Genomic DNA, 12,947 nt, shown 5'->3' with positions numbered 1-12,947 from the left:
GTTAACTTTTCACCTTGTTATATAAATCAAGTAAATTTTCAATTGGAATACCATTTAGTTTCATCCCGACTATATTACAATTTTCTATTTCAATATTTTTCAGATTACTGTTACTTATGGTGCTACCTTCCAAGTCACATTTATCGAATAAAATAGGTTCCTTCTCATCTCCGAGACTTGTATTTTTGAATTGTACTCCACCTAAAGTCACCAAATTAAATTTACTGCCAGAAAGATTTAAATCTGCATATGATGACCTTCTAAAATTTATATTTCTAAACTTTGATTGACTTACATTGCAATTACTCATATTCGTATTCATTATATTGCTACCAACAAATGAACTGTTTTTTAAATTCACTTGATAATACCCTGTATTTGCTAAATTACAGTTTTCGTATTGACTATTTTTCATATCTTTATTTGTAACTACACTCGCTTTGTTTGAGCTTGTTTTTATTCTTTTCACGTAACAATACTCATCTTCCGATTCAAAAATCATTTGGTAGCCCATCTTTTTATAAAAGTAATGATTATTAATTTGTCTACTAGATGTTTCGAGATCCCAAATCTTTATGTTTGGATATTCTTTTTCTATTAATTTCATAACATGTGATCCAATTCCTTTTCCTTGATAAACAGGATCTACAAAAATACGATCAATTCGACCGTAAGACTTACCAGAAATCGTAACTATTATCCCTCCAATTATTTCTTTATCCATTACAACTTTGAAAGAATCCAATTCTTCAATGGAATATTCCATCATTTCAACTGAAGAATATCCTGGCGGTTGAATGTTATAATCAATGACATCATCTTGGCCGTATAGCCATTGTTTTGCTTCTGCATCAAATGTTCTTTTCATTATTTCTGTTAATTTCTCAGCATCTAAAATTGTAGCTTTTTCTATAGATATTTTCGTCATTTTCGTTTTCCCCTTCATTATTACAAACCAACCATTTTTGTGAATGGCATAATTATCAATTCACTTTTGTTTTTAATGCTTTTCCCATTATTACATATGGAACATCATTTTTACTTGGATGAAATGGCTCCAATACATTTATCCAATCTAATCTTTCATATAACGAACGTGCTTTTTCATTGTTTATTTTTGTTGTTAAAACACTCGTTCTATTTGAAATCCCTTCTAGTAATTCATTATGTAATTTCGTTCCAAGACCTTTATTTTGATATTGTGGGTGAACTGCTAACTCTACAAATTCAAAACAATCTTGCAACCATTCGTCTACTTGCTCTGGATGTAACGCTTCTCTCATTAATTGATTATAGTACTGTCCCTCGATTGAGCGATAACCATAAGTAAAACCAACTACTTCATTTTCATCATTTATTGCTACTATACCTTTAAAACCTGTATATTCTATATGTCTTTTTATTCGTTCGATCATTTCATTGAAATTTGTTTTCTCAAATACTTTACAATACAATTTTGCCATATTCCCAATTAAGATCTCATCTTTTTCAATGCTTACGAATTTCACTTTATTCCCCCTATTAAAACATTTATGTCCTTATTTTTAAAAAAAACAAAGAAAATTAACACTAATCACTCTCTTTACTATTAAACTACAAATCACCCTATATTTTCCACAATTACTTAGTATTAATGAATAATAAAAAGAGACCATGTAATATAAACATGGTCTCTTCTTTTATTCATTTTCAATTTTATCCCGCTATTTGCCGGGCAGTAAGACCCCCACCTCAAAATTCAGCGAAAGCAAAGAAGTTAGGTGGGGGTCGGGCTAATAATCAGTGGGGGCTGAACAAAACCCCCACTGATTAAAGTTTCACTTTATATAATTAAAAATTAGATATTACTTAAGCCACTCGTTGCAAGTACTACTTAACTGCTGTAAATCTTCTATAAATTGACTCGCATGATATCCATCACAAACCGAATGATGTACTTGTAATGAAACTGGTAGCATAACCTTGTTTCCTTCGTTAAAATATTTCCCACAAGTTATAATTGGCAATAGAAAATTTTCATCATTATTAATATTAAGATTAAATCCAGTAAAACTAGTCCAAGGTATGCTAGAAATCGGAAATACATTAGGCGGAATATTTTCTTTCGTGAAAAGACCATGAACACTAGCATAGTATCTCATATCTTCTTCATAATTTTTATAGAAAATGCGGAAATCACTTGAATAATTCGTCCATATACTTGAAAAAGACTTATCATCTTTATGAAAGATTGTATAGCTAGGTATCATTTTTTCCCAATAGCCCAAAACTCCTTCTTCATTAAAACATGTTCGAAATTCTTTATGTTTATTTATTATTCTCGAAATTATATAAATAAAAGTCGGATAAAATTTAATTCCCTTTTGATGTACTTTCTCTATCAAAAGCGTAATATCAACATTTACTGTCATACTAAACGTACATTTTAATTTTAAATAATGTTCAAAATACTGCTCTCTATTCCAATTTTCTCTATCAATTACGTGAAACTTCATTTTAATAGCCTCCTAAAATTTTCTTTTTATTTTAGAAGGCTAATTTCCTTGCTTTCACCATAATTGTTCACTCCTAACAGTTTACCCTAATTGTTTATTTAATTATATACCATCTATAAGAATCAATTCACATATTTCTGGAAATCCATCCACATACTATAAATAAATCAAATGAAATTTGGAGGAATCATACATGAATAACAAAAATGTAAATAAAAAAGAAAATGTTATCGAAAACGCTATACCTATCCAAAATAATAATACTGCAAATCTTAATATCGAAGAACAAGCAATGAACGGCTTATACGGAATGCCAGAAACTTCCATTGAAGATGCTGATCATGCTGCACCGGATGATTTGACTTCAAAAAATTAATTACATTGAAAAAGCCAAGGAAAATATCCTTGGCTTTTCAACTATGCATCCACTTTTTGTATCTCTTCACTCTTTCTTGAAAGTTTCCCTGGCCAAAAAGCAAAGCGGCCTAAAACGACTGTGATTGCCGGTACAAGTAACGGTCTTACAATAAACGTATCTAGTAATACACCAATTGCTGTTACAATACCAAATTGAACAAGCACTTGAATTGGAAGTGTTCCTAACACAGCAAAAGTTCCTGCTAAAATTAAACCTGCAGATGTAATAACACTACCTGTTTGTATAACGCCATTTTTTACAGCATCCAAATGATTTTGTGTCTTTCTGTTTTTCCATATTTCTGAAACCATAAAGATATTATAATCTTCACCTAAAGCAACTAAAAATACGAATGCGTATAACGGTATCGCGCCTTGTATTGCTGGAGCTCCCATACCAAAATGAAGTAATATCCATCCTGCTCCTAATGCAGAGAAAAATGATAAAACGACAGTTACAATTAAATAAATCATCGCAACAATTGATCGTAAGTAAACAAGTAATAATAAAGCTATAATACTAATCATTACTGGAATGATAACTGCTTCATCACGTTCTGTGATTTGCTTTGTATCATATAATGACGCTGTTTCTCCGCCAATCCATAGTTGATTTTCTGCATTACTAACCCCAGCATCTTTTAATACTTTTTCTACACTGTTTTTCAATTTAGGGATTTGATCTAACGCTTCAATTGAGTATGGATTTTCAGCTAAAGAAACCTCATACATTTGTATTTGCTTATTTTCTGTGCCCACTTTTGGATCTTTCACAGTTTTTACGAATGAAAACTTCTCTAGTTCTTTTTTAATAGGAAGCTCTTTTCCTTTCGTATCAACAACAACTTTTACTGGCGCTAATTCACCAGCTGAGAAATGATCACTAATTAACTTAAACCCTTCGCGGGAAGGCATATCTTTTGGAAACGATTCTAATAAGTCATATGTGTATTGAATACGTGGTACAAATGAAGCCAATCCACCTAATACAAATACAGTGAGCATAATTATTGTCCATGGTCTTCGTACTACAACATCTCCAAGCTTTTTACTAAAGGCACCTTTTGATTTTTTAACTTTTACGACTTTCTTTTTCTTTCTCGCAAACTCCTCATTCATCGAAGTTGTTCTCGGTATAAATGGGAAGAATGCAGCTCTACCGAAAATTAATAATAATGCTGGTAAAATTGTTAAAGCAGCAATTCCCATTATGAATACAGCAACACTAAATGGTACTGCAAATCGATGAAAGGCACCATAATGAGCAAGTAACAATGTTCCTAATCCAAGTACAACAGTAAGCGCACTCATTATAATTGCTCCACCAGAAGCTTTAATTGCAAGTTGCAGCGCCTTATATTTACTTTCTTCTTCTAGCAAATACTCTCGATATCTTGAAATTAAAAATAAACAATAGTCCGTTCCAGCACCAAACAATAATACTGTCATAATTGATATTGCCTGAGCATCTACTTTAATCCACCCTTGATCAGCTAAAAAACCGAGTGTAGGACTAATAATACCGTATGCAAAGCCGACAACAAGTAAGGGTAAAATTGCTAAAATCGGTGAACGGTACAGTAAAATTAATAAAACTAATACGAGTAATACAGTAGCAATTAATAATTTCACATCTGCTTGACTAAATAAGCTAACTGCATCCGTTTGAATACCTACAGGTCCAGATAATCGAACATGTAAACCAGATTCACTTATTTTTTGTTTAAATGGATCTTCATCCACCTTACTATTCACTATTTTTCTAAACTCTTCAAGATTTCCTTTTAATATATCCGTACCAGCAGATTTATTAAAGAATACCGGTGTAACAAATGATGTACCATCCTTTGATGCACTTTTTGATAATACTTGCTCTGGAATTGTATCAAATGGTGGTAACGTTGATTGTTCTTTTAAAGGACTAGCTTTTAACTCCTTATAAACGTCTTGTATGAGTTTATAATCCTGTGAATGTAACCCACCATCTCTATACCATACTACTAACAACGGATTCCCTGCATTATTCGGAAACTCCTTTTTCATAAGTGCTTCCGCTTGCTGCGACATAGCTGTTTCAGGTAAATTTTTCGGATTCGGTTCTTTCGTACTGTTTACTTGTGGTAACGTAAATGAAAGTAATAATGTAATAAGAACCCACACCGATAAAGTGATCCATTGCGTATTTTCCCCTGCTACAAGCCTCCCTAGCATATGTAACGGGTGCTTTTTCATAAAAACCCACCTTCCTTTTTTCTTCCATTATTAATTATATATACCGGTCGGTTAATTAATCAAGAGTGATTGAAAATTATGTTATAATTATCTCAATCATAAATGTCAGGAGCGAATGTATTTGGAACAAAAACAACGTCCTCTCGGAAGGCCGCGTCAAAATAAAAATACAAAATCTACAAAAGAAACCATTTTAGAAGTGGCAACCCGCTTATTTCTTACACAAAATTATCAAGTCGTTTCTATGGATGAGGTCGCAAAAGTTTGTGGTGTTACGAAAGCAACTGTCTACTATTACTATTCAACAAAAGCCGATTTATTTACCGCTACTATGACCGAAATGATGGTACGTATACGCGAAAATATGTCTCAAATACTCTCTACAAACAAAACGTTAGAAGAAAGATTATTAGACTTCGCTAAAGTTTACTTACACGCAACGATGGATATTGATATGAAAAATTTTATGAAAGATGCAAAACTGTCGTTATCTGAAGAACAATTGAAAGAATTAAAAAATGCTGAAGATAATATGTATGAAGTACTAGAAAAAGCACTCGATAATGCGATGCACATCGGAGAAATTCCGAAAGGAAACGCTACATTTGCGGCTCATGCTTTCGTATCTTTATTATCAATTGGGAATTTTAAAGATGAAAATCACAATCCTATTCTTGCAAATATAGATGAATTAGCACAAGAAATCGTTTCTTTTTATTGGAACGGGTTAGGTCATTCATATTAAACTGATTTGCTTTAATAAAAGAGCATGTTTAATTTTTTCAAACATGCTCTTTTATAATTTATTTACTAATAACCATATTATACCTCAACGCTGTTTAACAAAAAATTTTACTTCAACTTTTACAAATTTTGAAGTTGAACATTTATATTTCCTTTACTTAATCCCCCATGGTAACAAACTATAGATTCAATATGTAAATTTAAATACTTCTTCAAAGACTGCTTTGCTTCCTTAATATTTATAGTTGTTGGGGCGTGAATTCCTCCTAACATCCCATTCACACTATACATAGAGTCTCCTGCAATAAGAATTTTACTTCGTTTCAAATATAAACTAATATGACCCGGAGTATGCCCTGGAGTATGAAGAATTAGTATTCCACCGCAATACGGAAGTTCTTGCCCGTCAATCACAGTATCACTCACTTTTCCTTTTGGTGGGTTCTCTACATTTCCATCTTTCAATAAAGGCAAATCTCCCTCAATATATGGCTTATCTAGTTCGTGCGCATAAACTTTAATATTACTTCCACAGCGCTGCAACAACTCCGGAAGACTACCTATATGATCAATATCCTGATGCGTCAAAATCACGACTTTTAACTTATCAAATGATAACCCAACCTTTTCCATCTCTACTTGTATATCTTCAATTTGTCCTGGGAAACTCGTATCTATTAATACTGCCATTTCATCATCCCATAAAAGAATTGGGTGAATAACAAACTCTTGAAATTCAAGTTGTAACATTTCTACCCCTTTAGCAATCTCCATACAGCCATTCTCCTTTATACTGAAGTTTGAAAATATGTACGAGTAAACTGAAAATATAAAGTGAAACTTTAATCAGTGGGGAGTTTGTTCATCCCCCACTGATTATTAGCCCTCACCAATCGAGCTTTTACGGGCAGCCCGACAAATAGCAGGATAAATCGTCTCTATCTTATAATATGTTTTATCATCCCAATAGAGAATGCCTCAAACCCTATAGATTCATAGTAAGATTGCAATTTTTCTACACACATAAGTTGGGGAATAACCTTGTTTTGTTCACAGTGCTGGATTAATCGTTTCACTATTTCTTTTCCGATGCCACTAGACTGATATTTTGGCAATACACCAACTCCACAAATAATGCCTGTTATGACTCCATCTGATATGACACGCCCCATCCCTACTAACCTCTTATCATCAAAAACATAAATTGCATACCAACTTTGCTTACACATTCGTTCTAACTCGTTAACCGTTAATTTAAGAGAATTCCATCCTAAAGATTCATATAACGCTAATAATCCATTGAAGTCTGTTGGGCGTTCAATTGTATAGCTTATACTATTATTCATGTGAATACTCCTTATTCTCTCGTTTGTTTGTATTTCGTAAAATTCCCTTTACACAAATCTGATCGATGTAAAAATAACTAGAACAAACTTCAATAAGAAAGATAGAATTCCTTCTCAATATAAAATAAAAAAGAAGTTATCTCACTTAAGATAACTTCTTTTATATAAGACTCTCATTATATTATCAACCAAAAAATATACAACTGCATACGATTAGCACAAACAAAACTAATAAACCATTTGAGAAATAACCCATTGAAAACTACCCCTTTATTAAATTATGTAAAAGATTTTATCATAAAATGATTTACAACTTAATAACTGAAAAAGACATTGTATTCATTAGTTATATATGTTTAGTAATATTTTATATTCGGGTATATTCTTCTTAACTTAAACCACTTCCCATTCCCTTATACTTAAGTTCTGATAACTTCAGAACAATACATAAAGAAGACCTCAACTTATTGACGTCTTCTTTTCAACTACACTAATAGCTAATTCACGTTTTTTTCGAATATATATATACCCTTTACTAACAGAGACATATATGAAATGTATTCCCACTACATAAACATCTATAATCTGATTATCAACATCCTTATAACCTTTAAATCTCATCCTCGGTTATTCTAATAGCTCTCTTGTTCGAAAAGATATTTTTAAAAATTCCTACTCCCACAATTAATAAACCTATACCAACTAATTTATTTATTTGTAATGGAATGCTCTCCATTCCAAATAATCCAAATGTATCAATACATAACGCAACAACCAATTGAGTAATAAGACTAATTAGCACCGTATATGCTGGACCTAAACTCTTTATTGCACCCATTATACAAATAATTAACCCGATGCCAAACAGTCCACTTACATAAAACAAATAATTTGCAGTATACACTTTAATGCTAATACTGTTTTCTGTAATGATATAAAATAGAATAGAACTAATGAGACCTATTCCAAGGACACATGTAGTCGTTAACCACTGTCCTACATTTTCATTTACTTTTGCATTAAAAACAGATTGTAAGCTAATTAATATTCCTGCTAATATAGCTAAACTAAATCCAATCAAAATCTTCCTCTCCCTTTAATTGCTCATATATATTATCTTTAGCGACTTCCTTCATTCTAGAAAAATCTTTAATGACAATAACTCCATTACTTTTTTCAATTAATTTTTCATTATAAAATCTTTGTAATACCCGAATTACGTGCCTATAACTTACCCCTATAAAGTCTGCAATACTCGTTACCGAAGTCGTATCCAAATCCCCTTTGTACATATTTCCGTTACTATCTGTTGAAATTGAAAGTAAATAACTAGCTACACGTACTTCTACAGGATAGAGTAAATTAAGAGCAGTAAAACGAGTCGATATTTTTAACGTGTTCGCAATGTTTTCAAGTAAGAATTTCATAAATATAGGATCATGTAATAACTTGTTTCTAATAACCGTATTAGAAATGGAAATCGCTACAACATCTGAACAAGCTTCAACGACATTATGTGCTTTGCTATTTTGAATTAATTCAATATCACCAACAATAGCCAATGGATTGATAAAGCGTAGAATTAGTTTCTTCCCTTCAGGTGTAATCGTATAAACTTTTACTTTACCTTTAACAACGAAATATAAACGATCCATTTCGTCATCTATATCGCAAATAAGCTCGCCTTTTTCAAATTGATTTAATTGAAAATAAGCTGTATCTATTTCTGAAAAAACCTCGAGTGTTTTATTGTTTTTCAAATAATGCATAATTAAACCTGATCTATCCTCCATATTCATTTCCCCTTTCATTTACATATTAAATACAACAATACCTATAATCATTACTATTGTTCCCACAATATGATATCTCTCCATCTGTATCTTTTTTATATGAAACAGTCCTTTCATTTCAATAACTGTTGCCGTTAACAATTGAGCAACCATTAGTGTGCCAGCTGTCAATGTAACTCCTAGTGAATATATCGCCATAGTTTCTGCACAAATAATGAATCCACCAAATGCACCCGCTGCTAAATATACTTTTTTCACACTCTTTAAATCCGTTACTTTCTCTTCTTTCTTTAACAAAAATACAGTTGTTGCAATAATGAATCCAATTAAATGGGTTATAATACTCGTCGACCATATACCGATATGTGAACTAAGTTTCGCATTAAAGGTTCCTTGATGTGTTATAAATATCCCCGCAAAAACAGCAAATAGAATACCTTTCAAAAAATCATCTCCTCATCTTTTATTTCTGACTTAATTAAAAGCTATAATCCTATAATGGTAAAAGGACAAATGTCACATCACTATGAAAATAACTTGGAATGAACAAAAAAACACACCTCAAAAATGCGAGATGTGTTTATTTTCATTATTTATATATAATGTTTTATAAATAATGAAAATTACGCTACATTAAAAGATTTCTTTTCATTACAAACTTTGCAAATAAGAAACGTACAAGCGGTCCCATAATAATTAATTGTAATGGATATGCCATTATGAAATTTTTAATAAAAATCGAAAAATAAATTGAAACAAATGAATCTCCTTGTAGTCCACCATGTAAATGCATCATAGCCATACCGAAAAATGACATAAAGAACACCATTCCGATTACCATAGTTGTCGCCATTGCAACGATAATATTTATTTTCTTAGATTTATCAAATGGCAACATGAATACAATTTTTTTCGCACAAGGCCCAACGATACATATTTCAATTAATAGCGCAATAATAAAGCCAATTAATAGTTCTAATGCAATCTCTTTAATATAAATTGGTCCTCCTGTTTCATTCATTAGTAAATTGTAAAACGTCATTACGATAACCATCCCAAGGCACATCATCATGCCAAATTGGAGGTTTTCCTTTCTTGTTGTTGGCAAAATTCATCATCCTTTCTCTTTGAGTCTTTGTCATTATATCGACATTGGAAACCCCTTCGTAAGTGAACATTTTGTGAACAAATTTAAAACGCTTTCATATATTTTCTTTCCTTTCTGCTTAAATTCTTACTTCTGCTTATAGAGGTTATATATATCGCAATGTTGAATTACTAAATTTAACATTGCCTTACATTATTACTAGGAGGATAACCATGAATGAAGCAGAATTTTACGCATATCACATCGTAACAAGGAAAAAAATGAATATCGGACAAATCATTCCTTTTAACAAAAATCAACACAATACTCTATATCACTTCTTTTTTGAAAGAGAACAATTAAATGCTTGTGGTGAAGATGGCATGAAAATTTTAAATAATCACTATAAAAATGACGAATTACATATAAATAATGAAAACGCTAAAGTAGTTATGAGTTATATCGATCAAACAATTAGAGCAGTTAGAGAAACAATTGTAGAAATGGTTAGACTACAAGAATTCCCTGAATACCCTTCCAGGTTATCTTGCTTATATGCTGCTAAAAGCTATGAGGATGCTTTGAAATGGAGAGCGCTATTTGATTCTTATAATCGAGAAGTTTTACAGATTGTTAAACTACGAGTGATCGGAAGTTCTTTTGAAGGTGACGGGAATCTTTTACCGAAAGAAGATGGAATTCCTTTTTCTCAAAAAATCGAACAAGCTAGAGAGTATTGGAAAGGAAATATTAGAAATGAGCTTCCTGAGCTACTGATTAATGGAGAAATTGAAGTGGTGGAAATTATTGATGACTTTTCCTCAATTCATATTTAATTTCTAACTAAATCATATAGGATGGAGATTACAATGAAGAAAAAAGTGTACTTCAATCATGATGGCGGTGTAGATGATTTAATTTCATTATTTTTATTACTTCAAATGGAAAACATTGAACTTACGGGGGTATCTGTTATCCCAGCAGACTGCTATTTAGAACCCGCAATGTCTGCCAGTCGTAAAATTATCGATCGCTTCGGCAATGGTAATATTGCAGTAGCCGCTTCAAACTCTCGCGGGCAAAACCCGTTTCCAAAAGACTGGCGGATGCATGCATTTTATGTAGATGCTTTACCAATTTTAAATGAGTCTGGAAAAGTTGTAACACCCATGGCGGCAAAACCCGCGCATCATCATTTAATAGAAACGCTTCTACAAACGGAAGGAAAAACAACTTTATTATTTACTGGGCCCCTAACTGACCTTGCTCGTGCATTATATGAAGCTCCGATAATCGAAGATAAAATTGAACTTCTCGTTTGGATGGGTGGTACATTTCTTACAGCAGGCAATGTACATGAACCAGAGCATGATGGAACAGCTGAGTGGAATTCGTTTTGGGACCCTAAAGCAGCGGCTCGTGTATGGGATGCAAAAATTAAAATCGACTTAGTGACACTAGAAAGTACAAACCAAGTTCCGTTAACTATAGACATACGTGAACAGTGGGCAAAAGAACGAAAGTATATTGGTATGGATTTCCTTGGTCAATGCTATGCAATGGTTCCCCCTCTCGTTCACTTCTCAACGAACTCTACCTACTATTTATGGGATGTACTAACTACCGCACTCGTGGGAAACACTAGCCTTGCAAAAACTGAAACAATTAATAGTATCGTTCATACATATGGACCAAGCCAAGGACGGACAGAGGAAACTGCTGATGGACGACCTGTAAATGTCGTTTATGATGTAAAACATGATGCTTTCTTCGAGTATATTACTGAATTAGCAAAGAAAGCTTCTATCTGAACCCTTATACAGTGATATAATTTCAGATAAGGAGCCCAATTTTAGAAATTGGTTGTGACTAGATGTCTAACTATTAAAAAGAGTATTGAATCAAATTTCAATACTCTTTTTGTGCAGAATAATGCTATTTGATTAGAGCTGTGTTTTACAGATTAACCATTTCATAACCATTGACAAAATACGTTATTGTTTCTAACTCATCTTCATTTAATTCCCTGTCTAGTTCTTGTTTATACGCTGCCTTTATCTTCTCTTCATCGCCTTTATGAGCTTCTGTATAAGTTCCTACTGTTTTTAACATACGAATCTCTTGTAAAAACTCCTCTCGATTTATCGCTTCCCCATGAGAAAGAATATATGTCTCAGCATCAAATTTTTCTAATTCATCTATTAATGCAAACGTTCTTTTCGTCGTATAGTTCCACTTCGAAGAAAAAATATCTGCATATATACAGTCTCCTAAAAACAATATCTTTTCTTCTTTTATATACATAACAACAGAATCATGTGCATGATCTCCGCCCACATGTTTTAACACGCATGTCACTTCACCAAGGTCTAATTCCATTTGATCCTGGAACGTTAAGGTTGGAGGAATAATGTTAATATTTCTCGCTTTTTCTTCAAACTCTTTCTTGATGCAATCCGCACAAAATTCAATTTCAGTACCCTCTTTTACGCGTGCGTCCAACGCTTCATCTGTCCATTCATAAGATACTATTGCCTGCATTTCTTTTTTCGTTTCAGCGTGCGAAATAGTTAATGCATTCCGTAATACAGATAATCCAAAAATATGATCCCAATGCCAATGCGTTAGTGCTACAAAATCAGGATTCGATACATTTTGTTCTTTTAACATTTTTAAAAATAATTGTGCATGTTCCTCTGAATTCCCTGCATCGATCATTAAAGTTTTTTCTTTTCCAACAACCATTCCTAATATAGGTCTATCTGTTTCAGAAACTGGTGTCATATACCAAAATGAGTTTCCTATTTTTTTAATTTGTTGCATAACCAATTCC

The 12,947-nt window shown here is 32.4% G+C and carries 15 protein-coding genes; 4 read left to right on the top strand and 11 right to left on the bottom strand.

From position 1 onward, the window contains the following. Position 1 precedes the first annotated feature (1 nt). From JFU02_RS31225 to catA, 3 genes are all read right to left on the bottom strand, one after another. Positions 2-946: a GNAT family N-acetyltransferase gene (locus JFU02_RS31225; RefSeq protein ID WP_003306999.1), complete on the bottom strand. Its 945-nt coding sequence runs from the start codon at positions 944-946 to the stop codon at positions 2-4. A gap of 37 nt (positions 947-983) precedes the next feature. After that, positions 984-1,508, bottom strand: coding sequence for a GNAT family N-acetyltransferase (locus tag JFU02_RS31220; protein WP_000673967.1), 525 nt, complete (start codon positions 1,506-1,508; stop codon positions 984-986). Positions 1,509-1,844: 336 nt separating this feature from the next. Continuing rightward, positions 1,845-2,495, bottom strand: a complete 651-nt coding sequence (gene catA / locus JFU02_RS31215; protein WP_000668563.1) for a type A chloramphenicol O-acetyltransferase — start codon at positions 2,493-2,495, stop codon at positions 1,845-1,847. 193 nt (positions 2,496-2,688) lie between these two features. Here catA and JFU02_RS31210 point away from each other — a divergent pair, with 193 nt between their 5' ends. After that, the gene (locus tag JFU02_RS31210) at positions 2,689-2,871 is read left to right on the top strand and encodes a DUF4021 domain-containing protein (protein ID WP_001060697.1); all 183 of its coding nucleotides are present in this window, start codon (positions 2,689-2,691) and stop codon (positions 2,869-2,871) included. A 41-nt stretch (positions 2,872-2,912) separates the two neighbouring features. Here the strand turns inward: JFU02_RS31210 and JFU02_RS31205 are convergent, their stop codons facing one another. Next, a complete protein-coding gene (locus tag JFU02_RS31205; protein WP_098013684.1) occupies positions 2,913-5,144 on the bottom strand; it encodes an MMPL family transporter in 2,232 nt (743 codons plus the stop codon). A 121-nt stretch (positions 5,145-5,265) separates the two neighbouring features. Between JFU02_RS31205 and JFU02_RS31200 the strand changes: the two genes are divergently transcribed. Further along, positions 5,266-5,889 carry a TetR/AcrR family transcriptional regulator gene (locus tag JFU02_RS31200; protein ID WP_061667013.1) on the top strand — a complete coding sequence of 208 codons (624 nt, stop codon included), beginning with the start codon at positions 5,266-5,268 and terminating at the stop codon, positions 5,887-5,889. A gap of 119 nt (positions 5,890-6,008) precedes the next feature. Here the strand turns inward: JFU02_RS31200 and JFU02_RS31195 are convergent, their stop codons facing one another. The 6 genes from JFU02_RS31195 to JFU02_RS31170 form a co-directional block, all read right to left on the bottom strand. Further along, the gene (locus JFU02_RS31195; RefSeq protein ID WP_097960584.1) at positions 6,009-6,662 is read right to left on the bottom strand and encodes an MBL fold metallo-hydrolase; all 654 of its coding nucleotides are present in this window, start codon (positions 6,660-6,662) and stop codon (positions 6,009-6,011) included. Between the two features lie 164 nt (positions 6,663-6,826). After that, the gene (locus JFU02_RS31190; protein WP_001065768.1) at positions 6,827-7,234 is read right to left on the bottom strand and encodes a GNAT family N-acetyltransferase; all 408 of its coding nucleotides are present in this window, start codon (positions 7,232-7,234) and stop codon (positions 6,827-6,829) included. Positions 7,235-7,844: 610 nt separating this feature from the next. Beyond that, positions 7,845-8,315, bottom strand: a complete 471-nt coding sequence (locus JFU02_RS31185; protein WP_061667012.1) for a DMT family transporter — start codon at positions 8,313-8,315, stop codon at positions 7,845-7,847. Next, positions 8,302-9,027 carry a Crp/Fnr family transcriptional regulator gene (locus tag JFU02_RS31180; RefSeq protein ID WP_000390192.1) on the bottom strand — a complete coding sequence of 242 codons (726 nt, stop codon included), beginning with the start codon at positions 9,025-9,027 and terminating at the stop codon, positions 8,302-8,304. Before JFU02_RS31180 ends, JFU02_RS31185 begins: the two co-directional genes overlap by 14 nt. Positions 9,028-9,045: 18 nt before the next feature. Beyond that, positions 9,046-9,471, bottom strand: coding sequence for a DMT family transporter (locus tag JFU02_RS31175; RefSeq protein ID WP_201072106.1), 426 nt, complete (start codon positions 9,469-9,471; stop codon positions 9,046-9,048). Between the two features lie 184 nt (positions 9,472-9,655). Next, positions 9,656-10,135, bottom strand: coding sequence for a DUF2798 domain-containing protein (locus JFU02_RS31170; RefSeq protein ID WP_042972454.1), 480 nt, complete (start codon positions 10,133-10,135; stop codon positions 9,656-9,658). A gap of 212 nt (positions 10,136-10,347) precedes the next feature. On the opposite strand from JFU02_RS31170, the gene JFU02_RS31165 reads away from it, so the two are divergent. Together JFU02_RS31165 and JFU02_RS31160 are read left to right on the top strand one after the other, a co-directional pair. Further along, entirely contained in the window at positions 10,348-10,950 is a 603-nt protein-coding gene (locus tag JFU02_RS31165) for a DUF2441 domain-containing protein (RefSeq protein WP_001001052.1), read from the top strand. 21 nt (positions 10,951-10,971) lie between these two features. Further along, positions 10,972-11,925 (top strand): nucleoside hydrolase, encoded by a 954-nt coding sequence (locus tag JFU02_RS31160; protein ID WP_140337729.1) that lies wholly within the window; start codon positions 10,972-10,974, stop codon positions 11,923-11,925. A gap of 145 nt (positions 11,926-12,070) precedes the next feature. Here JFU02_RS31160 and JFU02_RS31155 read toward each other — a convergent pair whose 3' ends face one another. Continuing rightward, positions 12,071-12,937 (bottom strand): MBL fold metallo-hydrolase, encoded by an 867-nt coding sequence (locus tag JFU02_RS31155; RefSeq protein WP_086406121.1) that lies wholly within the window; start codon positions 12,935-12,937, stop codon positions 12,071-12,073. Positions 12,938-12,947: the final 10 nt, after the last annotated feature.

The organism is Bacillus sp. TH13 (assembly GCF_016651175.1).
Taxonomy (GTDB): Bacteria; Bacillota; Bacilli; order Bacillales; family Bacillaceae_G; genus Bacillus_A; species Bacillus_A thuringiensis_S.
Note: the sequence above shows the minus strand (reverse complement) of the source record. Positions and strands in the feature narration are given on the sequence as shown.

Bases quoted from the DNA above. Each gene is read 5' to 3' on its own strand.
- JFU02_RS31155 (WP_086406121.1), bottom strand. From the start codon at position 12,937: ATGCAACAAATTAAAAAAATAGGAAACTCATTTTGGTATATGACACCA.
- JFU02_RS31195 (WP_097960584.1), bottom strand. From the start codon at position 6,662: ATGGAGATTGCTAAAGGGGTAGAAATGTTACAACTTGAATTTCAAGAG.
- JFU02_RS31205 (WP_098013684.1), bottom strand. From the start codon at position 5,144: ATGAAAAAGCACCCGTTACATATGCTAGGGAGGCTTGTAGCAGGGGAA.
- catA (WP_000668563.1), bottom strand. From the start codon at position 2,495: ATGAAGTTTCACGTAATTGATAGAGAAAATTGGAATAGAGAGCAGTAT.
- JFU02_RS31210 (WP_001060697.1), top strand. From the start codon at position 2,689: ATGAATAACAAAAATGTAAATAAAAAAGAAAATGTTATCGAAAACGCT.
- JFU02_RS31225 (WP_003306999.1), bottom strand. From the start codon at position 946: ATGAAGGGGAAAACGAAAATGACGAAAATATCTATAGAAAAAGCTACA.
- JFU02_RS31160 (WP_140337729.1), top strand. From the start codon at position 10,972: ATGGAGATTACAATGAAGAAAAAAGTGTACTTCAATCATGATGGCGGT.
- JFU02_RS31165 (WP_001001052.1), top strand. From the start codon at position 10,348: ATGAATGAAGCAGAATTTTACGCATATCACATCGTAACAAGGAAAAAA.
- JFU02_RS31190 (WP_001065768.1), bottom strand. From the start codon at position 7,234: ATGAATAATAGTATAAGCTATACAATTGAACGCCCAACAGACTTCAAT.
- JFU02_RS31180 (WP_000390192.1), bottom strand. From the start codon at position 9,027: ATGGAGGATAGATCAGGTTTAATTATGCATTATTTGAAAAACAATAAA.